The sequence below is a fragment of the Pantoea brenneri genome, from assembly GCF_038594305.1.
Classification (GTDB): domain Bacteria; phylum Pseudomonadota; class Gammaproteobacteria; order Enterobacterales; family Enterobacteriaceae; genus Pantoea; species Pantoea brenneri.
Genome location: NZ_JBCGBG010000002.1, coordinates 19,481 through 42,211, shown reverse-complemented (window position 1 = coordinate 42,211; position 22,731 = coordinate 19,481). Strand labels below are relative to the sequence as shown.

The following is a 22,731-nucleotide window of genomic DNA, read 5'->3' as shown; positions in this document are numbered from 1 at the left end:
ACTGAAAATAATTTAGTTTAATAAGACTTAATTAGCGCCCAAATTTCAGATAAGTAGCGACACTGGCTGACATTAATTTCAGCGTGAAACAGTGTCGCATGATATCTGATCGCTGTCGAAATCATTTACGTCTTTCCTTTACTTGTGCAACATCGGCGATTCGGGGCGGAAGCCCAGCCCAATCAGCCGGCCAAAGACAAAACGCAGAAACGGAAGGCGGCGGATGATGGACGGAATTTTGCTGCCGCGAGTGGATTTTCGTCTGGCTTTGTTGCTGCTCATTTTGATTTGCAGGAACTGCGTGGCAACCGTCGGGAATTGACGGCGCTGCTGAACCTTTTCCAGATCGCCGAGGCTCAGCTCACCGGCCAGCAAAGGTGCCGTGAGAAGGTTGGCGGTCGCTACCGCATCCTGAATCGCCAGATTGACCCCGACCCCGCCAATCGGCGACATCGCATGGGCAGCATCACCGATACACAACACGCCCGGTTTCGCCCATTTATCCAGCCGGTCGATGCGTATCGACAGCAGCCTGAACTGCTCCCAGCTGCTGATTTCGTCCAGACGCTGCGCGCCAAACGGCGAGACGGCGGCCACCTGCGCAATGAAGGCCTTAAGCCCTGCCGCTTTCTGCGCCTCAAATTCGCCTTTCGGGATCGTCAGGCCGCACTGCCAGTAGTCACCCCGGTCAATCACGATGAAGTTTTGCCGCGGTCCTTTGTGGCCCATGCCTGAGACCGGATCGTCTGGCTGTTTGCTCAGCCGGAACCAGATGACATCACGCGCTACGCCGAAAGTCTGGCTGGTGAGGTTGGCTCGCGCCCGGACCTGCGAGTGACGGCCATCTGCGCCAATCACCACTTTGCAGCGGATATGGAGTCGCTGGTCGCCGCGGCTGGCAATCACGCCGCTGACGCTGTCGTTATCGTAGATAAAGTCCTCAAACGCCGTCGATTGCAGCAGCGTGAAGCCCGGATAGCGGGCGCTTTGACCGGCGAGGAAATTAAGGAAGTCCCACTGTGGCATAAAGGCAATAAACCGGCACTGCACCGGCAGCCGCGAAAAATCTGCCATGGTAATGCTCTGACCGGCGATCTCCGCTTCCAGTTTTTCCGCGCGCTGGTGCGGCAGTTTCAGCAATCCGTCCAGCAGACCAAGCTGATGCATGATCTCCAGCGTGGAGGGATGAATAGTGTCGCCGCGAAAATCGTGCAGAAAATCGCCGTGCTTTTCAATGACGACCACCCGCAGGCCAGACCGGGCGAACAGATATCCCAGCATCAGTCCGGCTGGGCCGCCGCCGACAATACAACAGTCTGCGGCGAGAATTTCAGTGGAATGTGGCTGCATCTCAGCTCCCTCTGGCACCAGTATTGCTATGATTAGTGAGTCATTCGTGGCGCGTTGGCCGTCAGCCCTCAACGATTCAGCTGTCAGACTACGCACTCATCGCGATTAATTCTAACTGAAAACGACGCAGGACCCGCTGTAGGTCGACCGTCGCTGGAGATCATCATGATTAACGTTGTCCGCAGTGCCCTGGTCATTTCGCTGCTGTTAAGCCCGCTGGCCCAGGCAGACTCCGCTTACGAAACGCTGCAATTTGCTCTGAGAGAGCAGCAGATCACCAACGATCTCCGTGAAAAATGCCAGCTGCCGCCGTCGCTGTCGGATGAAGCGCTGCGCCAGACCTTTCTGAACGATAAAAACGATAAAGCGCCCTTGATTGCAGCGGCGCAGGCGCTCAAAAATAACGATAACTCAGCCTACCGCGAACGGATGGCGCAAGTGGTATGTCCACCGCAGGCGGGCTAATCATCAAACCCGAAGAGTTGAGATATTCATTGATCTGAGGTTTTGCTTTACGGACATCCCTCAGTACACTGTGTGGCCTGGTCCGATTCAAACAAGAACTCTCCCGCATGAATGAAGAAACACCGCAAACGGTGTATGTTCCCCGCACGCTGGCTGCTCGCAGCCGGATGTTCCGCGCTCTACTCTATCGCGATAAAACCCCGCTGGCGGTGCTGTTCTGTGCTGCACTGGTCGGTACGCTGGTGGGCCTGGCTGGCGTGGCGTTTGCCCGCGCCGTTGAGGCGATCCAGCAGTGGCGTGCCGTCACAATTTCTCCGGCGTTGATTCAGGGCTGGCCGCTTTATGCTGCTGCGTTTGCTGTCTCTGCCCTGCTGGCAATGGTTGGCTATCTGCTGGTGAAGCGGTTCGCGCCTGAAGCAGGTGGCTCAGGGATCCCTGAAATCGAAGGGGCACTGGAAGAACTCAGGCCGGTGCGCTGGTGGCGGGTGATTCCGGTTAAGTTTTTTGGCGGCATGGGCACGCTCGGCGCCGGTATGGTGCTGGGACGGGAAGGCCCTACCGTTCAGTTGGGCGGAAATATTGGTCGTATGGTGATTGATATCATCGGCTTACGCAGCAACGAGTCGCGCCATACGCTGCTGGCGACCGGGGCGGCCGCCGGGCTGGCTGCGGCATTCAACGCGCCGCTGGCTGGCATTCTGTTCATTATTGAAGAGATGCGTCCCCAGTTCCGTTACAACCTGATTTCCATAAAAGCGGTGTTCACCGGGGTGATCATGGCGAGTATTGTTTATCGCTGTTTCAACGGTGAGCAGGCGGTAATCTCGGTCGGCAAACTGGCTAATGCGCCGGTTCAGACGCTGTGGCTCTATCTGGTGCTGGGGATGATCATCGGCCTGGTGGGCGTATTATTCAACCGCCTGATATTCCTGACCCAGGATCTGTTTGCCCGTCTGTATGCCGGTAAAACGGCTCGTGTAGTGCTGGCAGGCGCTCTGCTCGGCGGCGGATGTGGGGTGATGTCGCTGTTGTTTGCACCTGGCGCGGGCGGCGGGTCAGAACTGATACCGCAGGCGGTACACGGGATGTTCCCTCTCGCCCTGCTGCTGCTGATCTTTATCGTCCGGCTGATAACCACCCTGCTTTGCTTCGGCTCCGGTGCGCCCGGTGGCATATTTGCGCCGATGCTGGCACTCGGCACGCTGCTCGGTACCGCATTTGGCGTGGCAATGACGCAGGTTTTTCCACTCTACCAACTCGATCCGGGCACCTTCGCTATCGCCGGTATGGGCGCGCTGTTTGCTGCATCGGTGCGTGCGCCACTGACCGGCATTGTACTGGTGCTGGAGATGACCGATAACTATCAGCTGATCCTGCCCATGATTATCACCTGTCTCGGTGCCACGCTGCTGGCCCAGTTTCTGGGCGGCAAACCGCTTTATTCCTCGATTCTGGCCCGAACGCTGGCTCGTCAGCAACAGGTTACCCGCCCGCAACAAGGCGGATAACCTGACCCGCTATTTCCCGTCAAAAAAGTCGCTGGGCAACTGGCCCGGCGCTTTATCGATGACCGCGTCGTTATCCGCGCCCTCATTTTTCATGTAAGTCACCTGAGCAAATTCAGGAATAATTACATAAGGATAGGCGGGGCCTTCATCGCGGAAGCGATGCTTATCCTCGATAAAATCGTTCTGGTAGCAAATCGTCTTCTCCGGATGCTGGCCTTCACCGGCAATCCACTGCGGGAAGAAAATGGTGCCGTGGACGATCTTCCGTGACAGATCAAATAGCAGGCTGACGCAGGTTCCGGTGGGTTCGTGCCAGTCGACCTTATAAATTCCCGGTGCAAACTGAACCGCGTTCATTTTCTGGTTAGTGACCCAGCGTCCTCCTACCAGCCCCTGATGAATGCGATAATCGCAGGTGGTTTCGTTACGCGCATACCATTCATATTTCCAGCCATTATCGTAGGTATAGACAAAATGTGTGCCGACAAACTGTGATAAATCGTTGGATATATCGTTAACAGATTCAGTGGTCATATTAGTCCTTTACATCATCAGGTATTTAGAAAATAACAGGAAAGAAACAGGCATAAGTCATAAAACAGGCTGTCCGGACCGGAGTAATTAATATGGACCAGGAATTTTTTTTTGCCATTCGAAACCGATAAAAGCGTAAAAATACAGTTGTCAGATTATTTCTTCACACACACTCTGCAATGCGCAATACATTTACAACCTCTTGTTTTTTAAGAGTTGCGTAATATTTTTACTGTTAACAACGATTTTACATTGCTGACCATCTTCGCCACCCTACTACATAATTAATTATTATAAATCATAGAGATAAAAATATAATTTGCATTAATCCTGATTGCGACCAGACTTTTTTATGCTTTTTCCATAACGGGCTCCGCCATATTTTTTTACTCTGATGCAGCTGCCTTTGCTGTTGCTGTCCGTTCAACCTGACTTCAGGATACGTTTCTATGGATTTGCTTCATGAACTTTTCCGACTCTCGCCTGAACTGGCTCTGTTTCTTTCTCTCGCGATAGGGACCTGGATTGGTAAATTCAAACTGGGTGCGTTCCAGCTTGGCGGTGTCGCAGGCGCGCTGCTGATTGCCGTCATTATTAGTCAGGTCGGCGTTACAATTGACAGCGGAATTAAAAACGTGCTGTTCGCAGTATTTATTTATGCAGTTGGTTTTGAAAGCGGACCTAAATTTTTCTCCTCGCTGGGGCGGCGCACGTTGCGCGAGATCGCCCTGGCGCTGATTCTGGTGGTTACTTCGCTGGCAACGCTGTTGGTGATGGCGCGGCTGTTCTCGCTGGATAAGGGAATAGCGGCCGGGATCGCCGCGGGTGCGCTGACCCAGTCGGCGATAATCGGTACCGCCAGCGCGGCGATCGCCAAACTCAACCTTGATCCCGCCCAATTACAGCAAATGCAGGGGAACGTCGCCGTTGGTTACGCCGTGACCTACATTTTTGGTTCACTCGGCGCCATCATCATCTGCGTCAATATCCTGCCTAAAATCATGGGCCGTTCGATTCGTGAAGATGCGATTAAAGCTGAGCTGGAGCAGATGCGGGGCGCGCCGGTGCTGGCGCCAGGACAGCAACCCGCGCTGCCGGGTCTGGTCGGGCGGGTGTTTCTGGCCGGACCGGCGGCCGGTAAACGCGTTGCCGAAGTTGAAGCCGGTGCCGATCCGCATTTCCCGGTCACCGTCGAGCGGCTTAAACGTGACGACAAAGTGATCGCCGTCACCCCGGGGATGCAGCTTAACGAAAACGATGCGCTGCTGCTGGTTGGTCGTCGTAAGGGCATCATCGCGCTGGCCGCATCACTCGGTAAGGAACTTGATGCTGCGGAAGGGCCGGAAATGACGATGCAGACCACCGAGGTGCTGCTAACCAACCCGGCGCTGGTCGGTAAGCGCATTGATGCGCTCCGTAAGGAAATTTCAGGTGACGTGCGTCATGGCATTTACATCGCCACCCTGAAGCGTGGCGATCTGCCGGTGCCCGTCACCGATGACACGGTCATTCAGCACAATGATGTGGTCACCCTGTACGGCAGTGAGCAGGATATCCAGCGAGCGGCCGCGCTGGCCGGTCCGGTGCTGATTAAAAGCCTGAAAACCGACCTGATGTTTCACGGCCTCGGCCTCTCCTTCGGTTTGCTGATCGGCCTGCTGGTGCTGCGTATCGGTTCCGTCCCACTGACGCTTGGCAGCGGCGGTGGCGCGCTGCTTTCCGGCCTGCTGTTCGGCTGGTATCAGGCCCGTAAACCGCTGAGTGGAAACATGCCGCTGGCAGCCTCCGGCCTGCTGCGCGATCTGGGACTGGCCGGCTTTGTCGCCGTGGTCGGTCTGCAGTCGGGATTGCAGGCCGTCGAAACGGTGCGCCAGAACGGTCTCTCTATTTTCCTGATCGGTATCGTCGTCACCGTGGTCCCTTTAATGCTGACCTTGCTGATTGGACGTTACCTGTTGCGTTACGACAACACCGCTATTTTTGCGGGCGCCCTGTCTGGCACCCGCAGTGCGAACCCTGCCTTTGGGGAAATCCTCGACAAAGCAGGTAATGCCATCCCGACCGCACCCTTCGCGGTGACCTACGGTCTGGCCAATGTATTTCTTACCCTACTGGGCCCGCTGATTGTCGCGCTGGTCTGATAGCGACCTGCTAATCGATGCGTCCTTATCCGGAGAACTATTCCTATGTCGAATCCTTACGAAAAATACGCCGCGCTGAGTCCGTTTGAACTGAAAGATGCGCTGATTACGCTGGCTTCAGGCAAACCAGACCGCATGATGCTAAATGCCGGACGCGGCAATCCCAATTTTCTCGCCACCCTGCCGCGCCGTGCTTTCTGGCGGCTGGGACTGTTTGCCACTGAAGAAGCCGAGCTTTCATATTCCTACCTGCCGCACGGTATCGGTGGTCTGCCGCGCATTGAAGGGATTGAGGCACGTTTTGACGCCTTTCTCTCCCGTGAGCATCAGCAGCCTGGCGTCGCCTTTTTATCGCGTGCGGTGAGCTATGTTCGCGATCAGTTGGGCCTTTCGGCCTCGGCATTTTTACATGAGATGGTAGAAGGAATCCTTGGCGCCAACTATCCGGTTCCGCCACGCATGCTCCATCTGAGCGAGAAAATCACCCGTGAATACATTGTTAAAGAGATGATTGGCGGCCTGATATCGGCAGAAGATGTTGACCTGTTTGCGGTGGAGGGCGGCACGGCGGCAATGACCTATCTGTTTAACACCTTACGCACCAACGGCCTGGTGACCGCCGGTGACAAAGTGGCAATGGGCGCGCCAATTTTCACCCCGTACATCGAAATTCCCCATCTGGAGGATTACCGGCTTGAAAGCGTGATGATTAACGCTTCTCCCGAGGAAAACTGGCAGTATCCGGGCCACGAACTGGATAAGCTGCTCGATCCGGCGGTTAAGATCTTTTTCTGCGTCAATCCGAGTAATCCGGCATCGGTAAAAATGGACCAGCGTTCGCTGGACAAGATGGTCAAAATTATCGAGCAGCGGCCCGATTTGATTATTCTGACCGACGATGTTTACGGCACCTTTGCGCACGATTTCAAATCGCTGTTTGCGACCTGCCCGAAGAACACCATTCTGGTCTACTCCTTTTCAAAATATTTTGGTGCTACCGGCTGGCGGCTGGGGGTGATCGCTACCCATCAGCAAAATATTCTGGAGCAGCAACTGAGTGACCTGAGTGCGGAAGAGAAGCAGCGTCTTGAGCTGCGTTATGGCTCACTGACGCCAGACGTGCCGGGCCTGAGCTTCCTCGATCGCGTGGTCGCGGATAGCCGCAGCGTGGCGCTTAATCATACGGCGGGCCTCTCTACGCCCCAGCAGGTACAGATGGTGCTGTTCAGCCTGTTTGCCCTGATGGATGGCGAAAATGGCTATAAGTCTGCCGTCTCAGAGATCATTCGCCGTCGTCAGGCGGTGCTTTATCGTGAACTCGGCATTCCTCATCATGAAACTGAAGAGGCGGTTGACTACTATACCCTGCTGGATCTGGGGGCGATCTCGCGTCAGGTGTACGGCGATGAGTTTGCTAACTGGGTCAACGCTACCCTTAATCCCACCGACCTGCTGTTCCGTATTGCGGAAGAGACCGGCATCGTGATGTTGCCCGGCACCGGATTCGGCACACAAAAACCTGCGGGCCGGATCTCACTGGCTAACCTCAACGAATATGAGTATGCGGCCATTGGTAAAGCCTTGCGGCAAATGATGGAGCATTATCATGACGAGTTCATTGCGCGTGGCAAAGATCAGCCCAGCGCGTAGTGACTGGACGGAGTAATGTCTGACGGTCTGGCACCGCGCAGAGTGCCAGACCATTCGCCTCAGGCTCTGGCCGCTTTCGCTGCTGCCACCAGCCCATCCAGCCAGTCCTGATGACCATTGATCATCGGATTCGGTTTGGTGACCGCCAGCTCGCGAGCCGGTTGTCCGTTTTGCGTCTCCTGAGTCAGGATACGTACCCGGTTACCCGGCAGAGCCTCAATCAGCCAGGCATGCAGAACATCAAGGCGATCGGCGGCACCCGCTTCACCCGCCCAACCGTGCCAGGCCAGGCGTGCAGCCTCGCCTTCTGCCGGTGCAATACACTCTGTCACCTGAGCCTCAACCGGGAAGCCAAAGGTCTCGAAATAGAAGCGTACTCCCTGCTCCAGTACCGGACCTTTGTTGTCGTGAAAGCGCGCATTGGCTGAGTTAGCGTAATAGTCAGACCAGCGTGCGGGTTCACTCAACAAGCGCCAGATTTCCTGCACCGTCAGGTCGGCGACAATCACTTCATTTGAGCAAAAATTATCGGTATAGCCCGGTACAAAACCTTCCGGCCAGTTAATCGCGTTCATTTTCATTTTATCCTGCCTTATCTGATTAAGTGGTACATCACGCCTGTGCAGCGAACAGGGGCAGTATCATGCCGCTGCTGAAATAACGCCAATCGCAATATTTTATCCGTGATATCATTCCAGCTAATATCAAATCCACATTGTCCGCTGGTCAGCCGCGAGAATAAAATGAGCACTCTTCACAACGTAGACTTGAATCTGTTGAAGACGCTGGACGCCTTACTGGATGAGCGCAGCGTTACCCGGGCTGCCGAGCGCTTATCGCTGACCCAGCCTGCGGTGAGCGGCATGTTAACCCGGCTACGTGAGAGTTTTGACGATCCGCTGTTTACCCGGGCGCAGCGCGGTATCGTGCCGACTTTGCGGGCGCTTGAACTGGCTGCACCGGTTAAAGCGATACTGGCAGAAGTGGAGGGGTTGCTGCAGCCACAACAGTTTGATCCGTTGACGGCCGATATGACGTTGCACATCGCCGCGACAGATTATGCGTTGCGCGCGGTGATCGTCCCGTTTATGGCCCGGTTACGGCGTGAGGCTCCAGGCATTCGGGTGGCGGTGGTCCCGGTCAATAATGAAACCTTGCAGGATCAGTTTGAACGTGGAGCGGTCGATTTAGCCTTGCTGACGCCGGACACTACGCCGCAGGAGTTGCATACCCGCCGCTTATTTGATGAGGAGTATGTCTGTTTGCTGCGCGACGATCATCCGCTGATCAGCACCGGACCGCTGACGCTGGATGCTTTTTGTGCGCTGGAGCATGCCCTGGTTTCCTATCCTGGCGGTAATTTCAGCGGTGTGACAGATACGGCGCTGGCTGCACTGGGCCGCAGCCGCCGGGTCACTCTGTCAATATGCAGCTTCCTGGTGTTGCCCGAGATCCTGCGCCTGAGTGATTTAATCAGTGTGGTACCACGTCGTCTGGCGATTGCTGGCGCGGGCCTGACTCAACTTCCGCCGCCGCTGACCATACCGGGCTTTACCAAAACGCTGGCCTGGCATGAACGAACCCATCGGCATAAAGGTCATCAATGGTTGCGTCAGTTGTTAATCACCATTGCTGATGAGACGACAAATCCTGTTACATCTCTACCCTGACTGGGTTACCTGAGCGAGCCGGCTGCGCATTTTTTGTCCCTCCGCGCAGCCGCTGGCAATAATCAGCGAATGGATAATACAAACTACAGGCAAGGCGTTTTATATCTGGAAGTTAGATAAGAAAATTTGCACAGCATTATTCTGCTTTCAGCGGATTGATATTATTCAGAGATAGGTTAGAGGGAATATATAGCAGGAATGAAAATCAATAGATATCAGCGTAACCAAAGAAGAAACCACAGCGCATTAACTTTTAATATTGGTTATAACAGGCCCCGGCAAAATGCCGGGGCTGATGGTTAAAAAGTCCGCATCAGTGACTTTCTATTCGGACTTACGTCCACCACCATGGCTGTTTTGGCCACCTTTCTTACCGGCTTCTGAAGCCTTTTCACGGTCATTAGCGAAGTTACCGCCGCTGTTTTGTCCGCCTTTTTTACCTGCTTCAGATGCTTTTTCACGATCTTCTGCGAAGTTACCGGAACCACCACGATGTTCGGCCATAATTTCCTCCTGAACATATTGTCATTTGATTAATGGCAACCAGCATAATTCTATTACGCCAGCCGTTTTCGTGTTGCAGTGATAAGTCTAGCCGGGCCTTTTCGGGCTGCAAGTCTATTACAACCTTCTGGTCCTGATTTATATTTAGCCGAAGCGAGACAGCGCCATGAATAAGCAAAACGGTAAACGGGAAAAATTTATTGAGGCTAATCACTTACCCAGGGCGATCAATTATCGCCCCCTCGCCTGGCGATTAACATTTTTTTACTTTTGATTAAAAAGTTAAATGCCATGTAAAACGCAGCGGCCTGATGTTCAGCGGTTGGCTTAGTCTTGCAGCGCGCAGCCCGGCTGCGGCATCAGCCTGTTAACCCGCTGATCATCAGTCTGAACCCACCTGACAAGATGAAGATAAACGCCGTTCTGAGGCGCTTTCCCCGCCAGGCAACAGCGCCCGGGCGCGTTAAACGTCTCGTTAAATGTCTCATTAAGCGTGAGGGCTGATTCCGTTACTTCATCTCAACAAGCTTTGGCTCTGAGGTATGGCAGCGATAAGAAGCTTCAGCTGAGTACACGCCTGGAGAAACGATTGTGAGCAAAGGATTGATGTCAGCGGAATGGCCTTGTTTTGAGGTGGACTGGGTTGCCGGACTGATTGGTTAGGGGGGGCGATTGCCGGGCTGGTTCTTTGGGTTGGCGGTTTGATTAGTTAGCTGCGGGACTGCCGGGCTGATTCCTGGGATTCGGCGGTTTGATTAGTTAGATGCAGGATTACAAGCCGGGTGCTGAAGAGTGGCGGATTTCTTAGGTAGCGGGTGGGATTGCCTGGCGGGAGCTGTGGATTTGCCGGTTGATTTGTAAGTTGGTGATATTGCCGGGCGGTTGCCCTGGAGTGGAAGGTTGTTGGGTTGTTGGGTTGTTGGGTTGTTGGGTTGTTGGGTTGTTGGGTTGCTGGGTTGCTGGGTTGATGGGTTGCTGGGTTGCTGGGTTGCTGGGTTGCTGGGTTGCTGGGTTGCTGGGTTGCTGGGTTGTTGGCTTGGTTAGCCGTATTAAGCAAAATTTTTTCCTCTCTTGCTGATCCTTTCTGTGCCTATCCCTTTCTGTGCCTATCCCTTTCTGTGCCTATCCCTTTTTGTGCCTGATGGTAATCCAGCAAAAATGTCACCTGGCCAGCTACTTCCGCCCTGCGCGCAATGATAAAAGCCCTGACTGAGATAGCCAGGGCTTTTAAGTTACTACCGATTTAACATTTACCATTAAGGAACTTAATTGAGATTTACTGCTTGGGTACTGCTATTTATGAACAGGTCCTGCGGATAATAATGAACACCAGAAGTCACTCATTATCATTAGCGGTTTTCACCACCTGATAGTCTTTTATGAGACAAAGACAGGTCAGGCCCGGATAAACCTGCACACCCCCATCGCGATATATACTCTTTGATGCGTTGCCTTACTTTCATTACGACGTTTAAACCGCAATCGTATCCTGTCGTAACGTAAACGTTCAGAACTACGAGGCCTTACATCATCGCGAATACTTTTTACTGCAATAACATCTACTTACTAAAGATGCTTTACTGACTACAGGTTACTGCTTTGTTACTAACGATACTCCATTCAACAGTGCTATTAATACATAACTCAATTTAACAGGAGTGCTTACTAATTTAACTGAAACTTCAACTTCATATTACTTTATCAGTGACGTCTTGTTTGCCGCTGATGTGTCTTACTTTACGGTTTTAAATTTCAAAGTCAACACTGTTTTTAAAAACATGTTTATATCTTCAGTAGCTTAGCAATAGCGTTAATAATCATTCTCAGGCAGGATGAGAACCCCCGCTGTTTTATTATCACTACGACTAAAAATAGATTTCTAATCTATTTATACTGAATAATTAGCCTGGTGATTATATCATTATTACCCCCCTGCCTTCGGGTACGAACCGTCGAGACATTCTCCGTTCAGGGACTGCGCGCTTAGCCATTCTGGTGCTCAGCGAAGTGAACAGAGCACTGTACAATAAGCGACCTGTGAGACACGAAAAAAGGCACCTTATCGGTGCCTTTTAGCGGTCCATCTTTAGTAATACAATCAGCGAATTAGTTCGACAGCTGGGTCATCAGCAGTTTAGCTGTCTCAACCGAGGAACCTGGGTTCTGACCGGTAATCAGCAGACCATCCTGCACCGCATAAGATTGCCAGTCATCACCGCGAGAGTAGATGCCGCCATTCTGTTTCAGCACATCTTCCACCAGGAACGGCACCACGTTGGTCAGGCCAACGCCCTCTTCTTCAGTGTTAGTAAAGCCGGTCACTTTCTTACCTTTTACCAGTGGTTCGCCATCGGCGCTTTTGACATCGCGCAGTACGCCCGGCGCATGACAGACCAGCGCTACCGGTTTACCCGCCTGCAGAGTCTGTTCAATCAATGCAATTGAGTTTTTGTCGTTGGCCAGATCCCACAGCGGACCGTGACCGCCAGGATAGAAAACAGCGTCAAACGCATCCTGCGAAACTGAATCGAGGCGGACGGTAGCAGCCAGTACTGCCTGAGTCTCTTTGTCGCCATGGAAGCGACGTGTCTGTTCAGTTTGTGAACCAGGCTCATCACTTTTTGGGTCGAGCGGCGGCTGACCGCCTTTTGGTGATGCCAGCGTGACCTCAACGCCCGCATCGGTAAAAGCGTAATAAGGGGCGGCAAACTCCTCCAGCCAGAAACCAGTTTTCTTGCCGGTGTTGCCGAGTTCATCATGCGAGGTGAGTACCATTAAAATTTTCATATTTGCTCCGTCTCTGTGTATCGGTTCAGGCTAAAGTTTAGGGTTCGGAACCGGCCGCTGTTCAGCCGTATTCTCTGTTGACCGGACCATCATTACCTGGCTGGACATATTTCTGAAATTTATTTCTTCAATTCCAACTATTCACATAGCATTATAGCTCAATGAAATACGATCTGAATTTACTGCCTGTCCTGCTGGTGATGATGGAGGAGCGCAACGTCACCCGCGCTGCGGAGCGGCTCGGGATTACCCAGCCGGCGCTTTCCAATGCGTTAAACCGGCTGCGGGAAACGCTCAACGATCCGCTATTTATTCGCGAGCGCTATGGTATGCGCCCAACGCCAATGGCGGAACAGCTGGCCGAAGTGGTTGCGGCTTCGCTGGGCGCTATTGATAAAGTTATCCTCGGTCAGCAGGATTTTGACCCACGCCACGCTACCCGGCTCTTTACACTGGCCCCCAACAGCTACGTTGAATTCGTCATGATGCCGACCATCGTGGCACGCCTGCGCACCACCGCCCCGGGCATTCGCCTGCGACTGACGCCGTTTGGCAATGACATTGCCGAAACCGGGGTGATCTCCGGCAACACGGACATGGTGCTGGGTCGTATCGTTGAGCCGCCGGATAATCTGGTGGTACAGCATCTGATGGATGAAGGACTGGCATGCGTAGTCCGGGCCGATCATCCTGAGGTTACTGACGAGCTGAGCGCGGAACAGTATGAGCAACTCCGGCATGTCAATGTACTGCCGCCCGGCCGGATGCGAGCCGGTTTATACCAGGCACTGGAACAGCGCGGACTACGCCGCCAGGTCGCGGTTTCAGTGACGCATTTTCTGGCGGTGCCGGAGATGATTGTGGTAACCGATTACTGCGCGACGCTGCCCCGGCTGATCTGTCAGCAACTGGCAAAAGATCCGCGGCTTAAGGTACTGCCTGCCCCGGTCGATCTGGGCACTTTTCCGGTTGAGATGGGCTGGCACGCACGTTATCGCGACGATCCGGCTCACCGCTGGTTGCGCAGCTTAATGATGGAAGTGGCGCAGACGCTCTCATCCGGCCAGTCATTTAGTTAGCGCGATCATCATTACCGCACTAATTGTCACTATTGATATGGTAACTATGGTTATCATTATTCCCATCGGAGGCAACAACCTCCTCACAACCAACAGGAATATGACCATGAAAACCATTAAAGCTACTTCAATCGCTGCGCTTGCCGCTCTTTCGCTGATTTCATTCGGCAGCTTTGCACAGAGCGTCTCTGTCACCTCTTCTACGCTGGATGGCGCAGAAGCGAAAATCGCCGCACAGGCTCAGGAACAGGGCGCGCAGTACAAAATTACCGAAGCGAACACCAACAATCGTGTTCACATGACCGCTGAACTGTATAAATAACGGATGGTCGCAAACGGATTTGCCAGAAACGGCTGCCCACTGGGCAGCCTTTTTTGTGTCTGCTCAGGCAAGGCGGGTGTCAGAGGTTGAGCCGCCGCGCCACCAGAGAATGAATGCGCAGAGTGCAATGGCACCCAGTACGTAAAATGCGATGCTGTAGGAGTAACGAGCGGCGATCGCGCCAGTCAGGGCCGGGCTGAGTGCAGCGCCTGTTCCCTGCATCAGCATAATCACGCTCTGGCCAGCGTTGACATGGCCGGTACCGCGTAACAACGAAACAATATAGCCCGGCACCGCCACGCCCAGTATTCCGGCGGCAATGCCGTCCAGCATCTGCACCGGTATCACAAATATCGGTTCGGAGTAGCTGGCGGCCAGCAGCGCGCGCAGCGGCAAAATCAACAGCGCCGCCATAATCAGTGGGCGATAACCGACTGTCCCAACCCGCTTTGATACCCATAGCGCAACCGGAATCATCACCCGTTGTGATATCACCACCGTTGCCGCCGCATACAGACCTGGACAGACCGCCGCCTGCGTGCCCGCAGACGCGACACGCATGCTGAGCATCGGCAATAACGCGGCATTAGCCAGATGAAACAGCAGCAGAGTAATCCCGGCGATCAACAGCACGGGTTGCCGCATCAGCATCCATAAACCCTGAGCCGGAGACGCTTGTTGATGCTTTTCAAAACCACGCGCCACCTGATGATCCATCTCATCGCCACGGATCGCCAGCGTAGCGACGGCGGCAAATATCGCCATCATTGTCATCAGAATAAACACCGCAGCCATTCCCCAGTACCAGGCCGAATAGCCAGCCAGCAGCGCAGCAACGGTATTACCGCCATGGTTAAAGGCTTCGTTACGGCCCATCTGCCGGTTAAACCCTGCCTGACCGCTTAGTCCCAGAGTGATACCGGCTACCGTAGGGCCGATAAACGCCGCAGCAATGCCCGCCACGATTTGCGATCCCATGACGGTCCAGCTCTGATCGCTGTACCACAGCAGCAGCGTGGCGAGCGTAATGACCAGACATCCCAGCAGCACGATTGTTTTTTTATACCGGCTGGCATCCGCCGCAATCCCGGCAGGCAACGTGGCCAGCAGCCCGGCAATGCCGCCACAGGTCATCACCAGCCCGATTTCGTCGGGCCGCCAGTGCCGCCCGGTCAGAAAGATACCCAAAAACGGGCCGAGGCCGTCACGTACGTCGGCCAGAAAAAAACTCATCAGACAGAGAGCGGTGAGAGAACGCTGTGACATAGAATTTCCCTGAAAGCGAAGTCACGCGTTTGCGCTTCGTTTAAAACAGGAATTATGGTTTAGCGCCAGAAAAGTTACGGCGAGTTATAGTAACAAAATAAAAAAGGCCAGCCGTATACCACGTTACGGATGGCCCTGAGAAGAGCTGGCATAGGCCAGCTACGCTTTAGCTAAGCGGCTTATTTATCGTTGCCGAAACCCTGTTTAATCAACGCGGGCAGCACGTTCGGGAAGTAGATGTTTTTATAGTAACCGCTGACGCTTTCGCTCCAGCTTTCGCCATCACTGCGTCCGATGTTTTTCCAGTGCTGGACCATCTCATCGTTATAGGCAGCGATGTGTTGCGCCATTTGCTCAGTCCGATAGGTCTCTTCATGGCGGAAGGTTGCCATCGGCAGACGCGGTTTCTGATGCGCAGGCTGATCAACGTGGCCGATAACCACACCGGCAATCGGGAAAGTCAGAGCCGGTAACTCCAGCAGCGAAATCATCGCCTGCGGATCGCGACGAATACCGCCGATTGGTACAATACCCAATCCTTCCGCCCGCGCGGCTGCCATTACCGAGCCCAGCGCAATGCCAATATCGGTGGAGCCGGAGACAATACTTTCAATGCTCTGATGGGCAATCTGCTGCTGATCGATGGCAGATATGGCCAGATCTGATTTATGCATATCGAGCACGAAGGTAATAAATACCGGTGCTTTGGCAATCCACGGCTGACCGCCAGCTATGGCAGCGATCTGAGCGCGTCGGCTGGCGTCACGCGTCACCACCACTGAAACCTGCTGCGAGTTCACCGACGTCGGCGCGCGATAGGCGGTACTGATTATCCGATCCAGAACCGCATCATCGACCGGTTGCTCTGTAAAACTACGTTCACTTTTGTGGCTGGTAAAAATATCGATCAGGTTGCTCATAGTTCTCCCCTTATAAAGCCCAAGAATAACAGTTAACTGCGGGGAAAAACTTAACCGCACTGGCCTTACACTCGCGCCTTCTGCTACCTGCCCCAGCGGCTTCTCAGATACTCCACCGCCTGGCGGGTCTGAGGCTGATTAAGGTAATTCTCGCGAAACAAAATGGTGCCATCGATATTGGGGTTCGATTCATTCAAATCGAGCTGCTTTTTCAGCTCAGGCACGCCACCCTGTCGGGTCCAGTCAGGTTCAATCTTTGACGGTTCGCCCACTTTATACAGCGCCAGCCCGATATAAAGCCGGGTTTTGGTCGGTTTCACCACCTCAGCCCACCAGTTAGCCAGTACGTCATACCGTGCGGCCTGGCGCGAGAACGGCCAGTAGAGCTGGGGCGCGATGTAATCCAGTAGCCCCTGCTGCACCCAGCGCCGGGTATCCGCATAGGCTTCGTCATAGGCGGCGGCTCCACGGGTATCAGAACCGGCAGGATCGTGTGACAGGTTGCGCCAGACGCCTGCCGGGCTGACGCCAAATTCGACCTCTGGCTTCAGTTGCTTAATGGTGCGGGATACCTGCTCAATCAGCAGCTGGGTATTGTGTCGCCGCCAGTCTGCTTTAGCAGCAAATTCCTGGCCGTAGCGGCGGAAAGTCTGGCTATCGTTGAGCATCGAACCGGGCGATTCAGCATAGAAGTAATCATCAAACTGCACCCCATCCACCGGATAACGCGCGACAACTTCGGCCACGATGCTGGTGATCCAGTCACGCGCCGCCGGTATGCCAGGGTCAAGCACAAAACGGTCGCCGGCCGTACGTATCCAGTCCGGATGCAGCACAAATACGCTGGCCGGATGCAGCGACAGGGTGCGATTCAGCGCACTGACTGTCGAAGGTTTGGTGTTCACCGCGACGCGGTAGGGATTAAACCAGGCGTGTACCTTGATGCCGCGCTTATGCGCTTCATCCAGCATAAACTGCAGCGGATCGTAGCCAGGGTCCTCACCGATTTTGCCGGTCAGCATATCTGACCACGGCAGAATTTTTGATGGCCACAGCGCGGTAGCATCGGGTTTAACCTGAAAGAATACCGTGTTGATACCGAGACTTTTTAGATTTTCCAGCTTAGCGATCAGCGCATGCTGCTGGCTGATACGTAGCGCGGGTGCATCGCCGTTGACCGATTCAACCGGCGGCCAGTCGAGACGTGAAACGGTGGCGATCCAGACGCCGCGCACCGGCTGTTGAGTCTGCGGCTTTGGGGTCACCGGCAACGGCTGTTTCGTGACCGGTGGCAAAGGGGTCACCAGCGAGCGCGGCGGTTGCGAGGCGCAACTGACCAGCAGCAGTGCGGTGGCCAGCGCCACGCCTCGCCTGATAAAGGTCCGTGTCGGGCCGGGACGGTGATAAACGGCGATGATGAACTCCGGTAAATTCTGGTCGGGTCGCAAAAGGGACATTCTCGATGACCGGGATTAAAAGTCAATGCGTTACGACGATGAAACCGCCGCTGTCCCGTCCCTGCTTGCTGCATCACCGCCGCCTGATGCCGGTTGGCTAGTGGCTGCGCCACGCTGACAAGGTGACGGTCTGGCTGATGCCATTGTCAAGCGCATGGTCAGCCAGCCTGAACTGATAATCGCCAGCGGCGAGTTGCCAGTATCGGCTTGCGGGATCAAACACCGCCAGACAACGGGATTCAATCCCGATCGGGATCGTCCGCTGTTCGCCCGCCTCCAGCATCACTTTGTGAAACCCCACCAGACGCCACGTCTGGCCGGGCTCTCCAGTCCGTCGGCCATACAGCTGAGCCACCGTTGCGCCGGCCCGCTCGCCACTGTTTTTTACCACCACGCTGGCATGTAGCTGATCATCCTGCAGGGTGATCTGCAGACTGTCGGCAGAAAAGGTGGTGTAGGAAAGACCGTAACCAAAAGGAAACAGCGGGCTCAGTCGCTGCCTTTCAAACCAGCGATAGCCCACATCAGCGCCTTCAATATTGTAATCGACATGAAACACGCCACCGCGCAGCGGTTCACCCGGATTGGAGGTAGTGACTGACGGATCGGTCATCGCCGGGCGCGGCAGTTGGTTTTCATCACGCGGGAAGGTTACCGGCAGGCGTCCTGATGGATTCACCCGACCAAACAGCACTCCGGCAATCGCTTCTCCCCCACCCGAGCCCGGATAAAATGCTGCCAGCACGCCGCTGACCTGCTCCAGCCAGGGCATCTTAACCGGGCCGCCCGACTCAATCACCACAATAGTATGCGGATTGGCACGCGCCGCCGCGCTAATCAGGCGGTCCTGTTGATCCTGCAGGGCCAGATCGGGCAGATCCTGTCCTTCGGTATTCCACGATTCAACAAACACAATCACTGCATCAGCTCCGGCGGCCTGCGAGGCAATCGCGGCGTGATCGCTGCCGTCGAGATAATCCACCCGGGCCGCGCCCGACTGGCAGCGGATGGCGTGCAGCGGCGAGGAAGGATGATAAACTTTCGGTACCGCCACGCCCATGATGGCAGCACCCTGTTCCGCATAATGCCCAATCGGCGTGACTGAAGAGGAGCCGCCGCCGGATAACACGCCCTGGTCAGCGTGGCCGCCAATCACCAACAGTCGTGGCAGATTCAGTGCCAGCGGCAAACAACCAGCGTGGTTTTTCAGCAGCACGAGGCCATTTTCTGCCGCCCGCTGCGCAATCAGCCGGTGCGCGGTGTAATCTATTGGCACGCCAGGCCGGGCCGGGAAGTCAATCGCCCCGACCGCAAACAGGCTTCTTAACTGCCGTCTGACCATCTCATCCAGCCGCTCAGCCGGGACCCGTCCCTGCTCCACCGCCCGCCTCAACGGCTCGCCAAAAAACGGCTCTGGGTCCATATTGCTGCCGGACTGAACATCTAACCCGGCCAGCGCCGCCTTTTCGGTTGAATGGGTCGCGCCCCAGTCGGACATCACCCAGCCTTTGAAGCCCCACTCGGTTTTCAGAACCTGCTGCAATAGATGGTGGTTTTCACTGGCCCATTCGCCGTTGACCAGGTTGTAACCTGGCATCACCGCACCCGGTTCTCCCAGTTCAATAGCTATCCTGAACGCCAGCAGGTCAGACTGCTGCATCGCCTGTTCATCCAGATCGGAACTGACCAACACCCGTCCGGTCTCCTGCGCATTGAGCGCAAAATGTTTCACGGTAGAGACCACATGCTGTGACTGAATGCCTTTTACCGCATGTCCGGCGATGATGCCGGTCAGCAGCGGATCTTCTGCGATATACTCAAAATTTCGACCGCCACGCGGTTCGCGGATCAGATTGGCACCGCCCGCCAGCTGCACGTTAAATCCTTTTGCGTGCGCCTCCCGCCCCAGCATATTGCCGGTGGTTTCCGCCATCGCCGGATCAAAGCCCGCACCCAGTAATAGTGAAGAAGGCAGCGCGGTGGCATTGTCGCCGGGCCGCACATTAGCCAGGTTGCCGACGCCAAGACTGGCATCCGATTGTTGCATTGCCGGTATGCCTAGCCGCTCAATTGCCGGATAACAGGCAGCCGAACCTAGTGCGCCAGGGGTTCGGGCTTCACCCGGCGCGGGAATCGCCATCGGACCACTCAGCCAGCGCATTTTTTCATCCATCGTCATCTGTTCCACTACGCTTTGGGCGCGTTGATCAGCGCTCCGCGTCCGGTCCTGCCAACGGCTTGTCATGATATTCTTCCTGAAGTGGGTGAGAGTTATTCAAGACTAGCGTTAAACGGGACGGTTAGCCCCGAAACGGTAATCAATCCAGCTCCGGGTACCCGTTCCACCGGCGAGTTACAGTCCATGCAAAGACGATAAAAGTGCTGAGCTGGCATAACATCTGTACCTCTTTGGGCCGTTACAGATACCATTGGATGACAATCACTACTGCTACAACCTCGTGGTCAGTGACCGCTACCGTTATTATGACGGAAATAAAAAAGCCCGACGATGCGGGCTTTTTTATTTACTTTTAATGCGGAAACTAAGATTTACTTTCTTTACTACTGTTCGGATTGGTAAAAAAACGTGATGTTAAAAATAAAAACACCTTAACAAACGCTGCAAGCGTTGCGACTGTTACCACTGCCTTTGAAATTGTTGCTGGCATAGAATACCACTCTAAATATGATACGCCAGCGCCACTAAGGAAAGCGGCACCTGTAAGCACTCCTGCCATGGCAGCTAAACCGCAGATTAATTTTGCCATCTATTCCCTCAGCTATCGTTGCTGCTAAGTACTTTACCAGGTGCACTGGCCACCAATACTTCCTCCAGCATTATTTCTGCCGGTATTGTTATTACAGGAACCGATACCACCACCGATAGCACTGGCTACGGCCGTACCTGCGCCACCTACCGAACCCGCAACCATTCCGCCCAAAATACCATTGAGACAGTCTTTCAGTTCAGGATGAGCGGCGACCAGCTGAAGAACGCCATTGTCTGGAACAAAGATATTATGGTGACTGCCAGAACTGCTACCGTGCTGACTGGTTCGGGCGCCTGCGCCAGCATAAGCAGGATCATAAGCTCCACTTGCACCTGCGATAAACGTCAACTGCATTTTATTTAACATTTCCATTTTCAATCCTCTTAAATATTTATTCTTACCTGAAGAGAACTTTACTGCAGAACAGGTATATCAATTAAGTGAAGCATAATCAAAACGTGTCTCAGCTAATATTTTAAAGTGACGTAGTTGAAACAAAAGAAGATTGTGATAAAGCAGGCCCAATTGGCAATGAATTAATAATAAATAAAGCTGAAATGCCCTGATGCTTTTTAAAGATATGTGCGTAATTTCACATTCCCCATTAAATGCAGACCCGTATGTGGCTCTCCCATATTTCTGTCGCATTTAATAATCAAATTCAATGTGTGATGCCTTCTATGCAGCAGGTAATAGCACCAGACTACCCTCTTATGGGGTAAAAAAGATAGGCTGGCACGTTTAACCTGATATCGCTCATCTGGCAACCTGCCGACCGTTGAAAGCGCTCCAGACCTTTTAGCGCGGCGGACTGAATTCGATGCCAGCCGAGGTCAGGCAGGCTTTCAGCGTGCCGAACGCATCCTGGCATTGCCGTTCGTTAACGCAGGCATAGCCGAGCAGCAGACCGCGTTGGTCCTGCGGATGCATATAGTATTGCGATAACGGCCGGACTTTGACGCCGCGCGTTAACGCCTGCGCCGCAATCGCCACATCATCTGTTCCGGGCGGCAGCGGCATGACCAGATGCAGGCCCGCTTCATGATTGACCGGCGGTAAGAACGAAGCTCCGAGATAGCGCTCGATCAGCTTACATAAAAACTGACGTCGCTGACGGTAGAGCAGCCGCATGCGGCGGATATGATCCATGTAATGGCCCAGCCGGATGAACTCCGCCAGCGCCCGCTGAATCAGCAAATGTCCGCCGCGATACAGCTCCGCCGCTGCGATGCGTAACGGTTGTGCCAGCGGCTTAGGCACCACCAGATAACCAATCCGCAATGCCGGATAAAGCGTTTTGCTGAAGGTGCCCATATAGATTACCGGTGCGTCCGCTTCCAGCCCCTGCAGCGAAGGATAAGGCTGGCCTGAGAAGCGAAACTCACTGTCGTAATCATCTTCTACGATCAAGCTATGATGACGACGAGCCAGCGCCAGCAGTGCCTGACGTCGTGCCAGACTGAGATGCACGCCCAGCGGATACTGATGTGACGGTGTCACAAATACCATTTTAGGCGCCGGTCCGCTGTCCGGCACGATGCCCTGCTCATCAACCGGCATCGCCCGAATATCCAGACCGTTCATCCGCAACAGATTACGGGTGCCCCAGTAGCCCGGCTCTTCCATCCATACCCGGTCGCCCGGATCGCACAGCACTCTCGTCACCAGATCCACCGCCTGATGCACCCCTTCGGTAATTAAAATCTGGTCGGCATCGGCCCGCACCGAACGCGCCACCCGCAAATAGTCCACCAGAGCATGACGCAGATCGGGGCAGCCACCGCCGCTGCTATACACCAGCCGGTGAACGTCCGGTTCCCGGTTCAGTCGGGCCTGAATCTGACTGAATAATTTATGGGGGAACTCGGTAACGTCCGGCGCGCCGGGCACAAATGCCCCCCACTGATAGGGTGAAGCGGTGGCATGTCCGAGCAAACTTGCGCCGCGTTTTGACAGCGTTGCCGGCAGCGGTAACGTCACCGGCTGAGTATCAAGCACTGCATCACTTTGCAGGCAGTTTTCTGGCAGCGTTTCAGCAATCCAGGTGCCGCTGCCGGTACGCGCAGTGACATAGCCCTGCGCCATCAGGCTCTCATAAACATGCATCACAGTATTGCGCGACACCCCGAGTTCACGCGCCAGATCGCGGGTCGGTGGCAGTTTTCCGCCGCGCGGGAACACCTCTTCAATAATCGCCGCCTGCATACAATTCAGCAGACGCTGATGCAAAGAGCCGGCGGGTTCAAACTGTAACCGCGCTAATAGATGATCTGCGTACAACAGTTGCAATTGGCTCCACCTTTCCTT

General features: G+C 54.4%; 19 protein-coding genes. 7 read left to right on the top strand and 12 right to left on the bottom strand.

Annotation, left to right across the window (positions count from 1 at the left end; genetic code table 11):
* Window positions 1–138 precede the first annotated feature (138 nt).
* On the bottom strand, window positions 139–1,350 hold the full coding sequence (locus AABB92_RS11015; protein WP_046289331.1) for an FAD-dependent oxidoreductase: 1,212 nt from the start codon (window positions 1,348–1,350) through the stop codon (window positions 139–141).
* A 165-nt stretch (window positions 1,351–1,515) separates the two neighbouring features.
* On the opposite strand from AABB92_RS11015, the gene AABB92_RS11010 reads away from it, so the two are divergent.
* Entirely contained in the window at window positions 1,516–1,815 is a 300-nt protein-coding gene (locus AABB92_RS11010) for a YicS family protein (protein WP_180217262.1), read from the top strand.
* Window positions 1,816–1,922: 107 nt separating this feature from the next.
* The gene (gene clcA, locus AABB92_RS11005; RefSeq protein WP_031377514.1) at window positions 1,923–3,323 is read left to right on the top strand and encodes a H(+)/Cl(-) exchange transporter ClcA; all 1,401 of its coding nucleotides are present in this window, start codon (window positions 1,923–1,925) and stop codon (window positions 3,321–3,323) included.
* Between the two features lie 9 nt (window positions 3,324–3,332).
* Here clcA and AABB92_RS11000 read toward each other — a convergent pair whose 3' ends face one another.
* Window positions 3,333–3,857, bottom strand: coding sequence for a phenolic acid decarboxylase (locus AABB92_RS11000; RefSeq protein WP_031377513.1), 525 nt, complete (start codon window positions 3,855–3,857; stop codon window positions 3,333–3,335).
* Between the two features lie 449 nt (window positions 3,858–4,306).
* Here AABB92_RS11000 and aspT point away from each other — a divergent pair, with 449 nt between their 5' ends.
* Window positions 4,307–5,998 (top strand): aspartate-alanine antiporter, encoded by a 1,692-nt coding sequence (gene aspT / locus AABB92_RS10995; protein WP_046289332.1) that lies wholly within the window; start codon window positions 4,307–4,309, stop codon window positions 5,996–5,998.
* Between the two features lie 45 nt (window positions 5,999–6,043).
* Window positions 6,044–7,648 carry a bifunctional aspartate transaminase/aspartate 4-decarboxylase gene (locus AABB92_RS10990; protein WP_031377496.1) on the top strand — a complete coding sequence of 535 codons (1,605 nt, stop codon included), beginning with the start codon at window positions 6,044–6,046 and terminating at the stop codon, window positions 7,646–7,648.
* A 59-nt stretch (window positions 7,649–7,707) separates the two neighbouring features.
* Here the strand turns inward: AABB92_RS10990 and AABB92_RS10985 are convergent, their stop codons facing one another.
* Window positions 7,708–8,223 (bottom strand): SRPBCC family protein, encoded by a 516-nt coding sequence (locus AABB92_RS10985; RefSeq protein WP_031377497.1) that lies wholly within the window; start codon window positions 8,221–8,223, stop codon window positions 7,708–7,710.
* A gap of 168 nt (window positions 8,224–8,391) precedes the next feature.
* Between AABB92_RS10985 and AABB92_RS10980 the strand changes: the two genes are divergently transcribed.
* The gene (locus AABB92_RS10980) at window positions 8,392–9,318 is read left to right on the top strand and encodes a LysR family transcriptional regulator (RefSeq protein WP_046289333.1); all 927 of its coding nucleotides are present in this window, start codon (window positions 8,392–8,394) and stop codon (window positions 9,316–9,318) included.
* A 324-nt stretch (window positions 9,319–9,642) separates the two neighbouring features.
* On the opposite strand, the gene AABB92_RS10975 is transcribed toward AABB92_RS10980, so the two are convergent.
* Together AABB92_RS10975 and AABB92_RS10970 are read right to left on the bottom strand one after the other, a co-directional pair.
* Window positions 9,643–9,822: a con-10 family general stress protein gene (locus AABB92_RS10975; RefSeq protein ID WP_031377499.1), complete on the bottom strand. Its 180-nt coding sequence runs from the start codon at window positions 9,820–9,822 to the stop codon at window positions 9,643–9,645.
* A gap of 2,106 nt (window positions 9,823–11,928) precedes the next feature.
* The gene (locus AABB92_RS10970; protein WP_031375547.1) at window positions 11,929–12,609 is read right to left on the bottom strand and encodes a type 1 glutamine amidotransferase domain-containing protein; all 681 of its coding nucleotides are present in this window, start codon (window positions 12,607–12,609) and stop codon (window positions 11,929–11,931) included.
* A gap of 161 nt (window positions 12,610–12,770) precedes the next feature.
* Between AABB92_RS10970 and AABB92_RS10965 the strand changes: the two genes are divergently transcribed.
* Window positions 12,771–13,688: a LysR family transcriptional regulator gene (locus AABB92_RS10965; RefSeq protein WP_031375548.1), complete on the top strand. Its 918-nt coding sequence runs from the start codon at window positions 12,771–12,773 to the stop codon at window positions 13,686–13,688.
* Window positions 13,689–13,794: 106 nt separating this feature from the next.
* Window positions 13,795–14,010, top strand: coding sequence for a YdgH/BhsA/McbA-like domain containing protein (locus tag AABB92_RS10960; RefSeq protein ID WP_031375549.1), 216 nt, complete (start codon window positions 13,795–13,797; stop codon window positions 14,008–14,010).
* A gap of 63 nt (window positions 14,011–14,073) precedes the next feature.
* Here AABB92_RS10960 and AABB92_RS10955 read toward each other — a convergent pair whose 3' ends face one another.
* From AABB92_RS10955 to pdxR, 7 genes are all read right to left on the bottom strand, one after another.
* Entirely contained in the window at window positions 14,074–15,276 is a 1,203-nt protein-coding gene (locus tag AABB92_RS10955; RefSeq protein ID WP_031375550.1) for an MFS transporter, read from the bottom strand.
* A 179-nt stretch (window positions 15,277–15,455) separates the two neighbouring features.
* Window positions 15,456–16,196, bottom strand: a complete 741-nt coding sequence (locus AABB92_RS10950; RefSeq protein WP_031375551.1) for a nitroreductase family protein — start codon at window positions 16,194–16,196, stop codon at window positions 15,456–15,458.
* A gap of 83 nt (window positions 16,197–16,279) precedes the next feature.
* Window positions 16,280–17,644, bottom strand: a complete 1,365-nt coding sequence (locus AABB92_RS10945; protein ID WP_425343577.1) for a glycoside hydrolase family 10-like protein — start codon at window positions 17,642–17,644, stop codon at window positions 16,280–16,282.
* Between the two features lie 106 nt (window positions 17,645–17,750).
* Window positions 17,751–19,898 (bottom strand): glycoside hydrolase family 3 C-terminal domain-containing protein, encoded by a 2,148-nt coding sequence (locus AABB92_RS10940; RefSeq protein WP_046289334.1) that lies wholly within the window; start codon window positions 19,896–19,898, stop codon window positions 17,751–17,753.
* Between the two features lie 298 nt (window positions 19,899–20,196).
* Window positions 20,197–20,421 carry a hypothetical protein gene (locus AABB92_RS10935; RefSeq protein ID WP_152659110.1) on the bottom strand — a complete coding sequence of 75 codons (225 nt, stop codon included), beginning with the start codon at window positions 20,419–20,421 and terminating at the stop codon, window positions 20,197–20,199.
* A 33-nt stretch (window positions 20,422–20,454) separates the two neighbouring features.
* Window positions 20,455–20,796, bottom strand: a complete 342-nt coding sequence (locus AABB92_RS10930) for a hypothetical protein (RefSeq protein ID WP_031375554.1) — start codon at window positions 20,794–20,796, stop codon at window positions 20,455–20,457.
* 426 nt (window positions 20,797–21,222) lie between these two features.
* A complete protein-coding gene (gene pdxR / locus AABB92_RS10925) occupies window positions 21,223–22,713 on the bottom strand; it encodes a MocR-like pyridoxine biosynthesis transcription factor PdxR (RefSeq protein ID WP_031375555.1) in 1,491 nt (496 codons plus the stop codon).
* Window positions 22,714–22,731 lie beyond the last annotated feature (18 nt).

Bases quoted from the DNA above. Each gene is read 5' to 3' on its own strand.
- AABB92_RS10930 (WP_031375554.1), bottom strand. From the start codon at position 20,796: ATGGAAATGTTAAATAAAATGCAGTTGACGTTTATCGCAGGTGCAAGT.
- AABB92_RS10965 (WP_031375548.1), top strand. From the start codon at position 12,771: ATGAAATACGATCTGAATTTACTGCCTGTCCTGCTGGTGATGATGGAG.
- AABB92_RS10980 (WP_046289333.1), top strand. From the start codon at position 8,392: ATGAGCACTCTTCACAACGTAGACTTGAATCTGTTGAAGACGCTGGAC.
- AABB92_RS10960 (WP_031375549.1), top strand. From the start codon at position 13,795: ATGAAAACCATTAAAGCTACTTCAATCGCTGCGCTTGCCGCTCTTTCG.
- aspT (WP_046289332.1), top strand. From the start codon at position 4,307: ATGGATTTGCTTCATGAACTTTTCCGACTCTCGCCTGAACTGGCTCTG.
- AABB92_RS10975 (WP_031377499.1), bottom strand. From the start codon at position 9,822: ATGGCCGAACATCGTGGTGGTTCCGGTAACTTCGCAGAAGATCGTGAA.
- AABB92_RS10955 (WP_031375550.1), bottom strand. From the start codon at position 15,276: ATGTCACAGCGTTCTCTCACCGCTCTCTGTCTGATGAGTTTTTTTCTG.
- AABB92_RS10970 (WP_031375547.1), bottom strand. From the start codon at position 12,609: ATGAAAATTTTAATGGTACTCACCTCGCATGATGAACTCGGCAACACC.
- AABB92_RS10990 (WP_031377496.1), top strand. From the start codon at position 6,044: ATGTCGAATCCTTACGAAAAATACGCCGCGCTGAGTCCGTTTGAACTG.
- AABB92_RS11010 (WP_180217262.1), top strand. From the start codon at position 1,516: ATGATTAACGTTGTCCGCAGTGCCCTGGTCATTTCGCTGCTGTTAAGC.
- AABB92_RS10950 (WP_031375551.1), bottom strand. From the start codon at position 16,196: ATGAGCAACCTGATCGATATTTTTACCAGCCACAAAAGTGAACGTAGT.
- AABB92_RS10985 (WP_031377497.1), bottom strand. From the start codon at position 8,223: ATGAACGCGATTAACTGGCCGGAAGGTTTTGTACCGGGCTATACCGAT.
- AABB92_RS10940 (WP_046289334.1), bottom strand. From the start codon at position 19,898: ATGACAAGCCGTTGGCAGGACCGGACGCGGAGCGCTGATCAACGCGCC.
- AABB92_RS11015 (WP_046289331.1), bottom strand. From the start codon at position 1,350: ATGCAGCCACATTCCACTGAAATTCTCGCCGCAGACTGTTGTATTGTC.
- AABB92_RS10935 (WP_152659110.1), bottom strand. From the start codon at position 20,421: ATGGCAAAATTAATCTGCGGTTTAGCTGCCATGGCAGGAGTGCTTACA.
- AABB92_RS11000 (WP_031377513.1), bottom strand. From the start codon at position 3,857: ATGACCACTGAATCTGTTAACGATATATCCAACGATTTATCACAGTTT.
- clcA (WP_031377514.1), top strand. From the start codon at position 1,923: ATGAATGAAGAAACACCGCAAACGGTGTATGTTCCCCGCACGCTGGCT.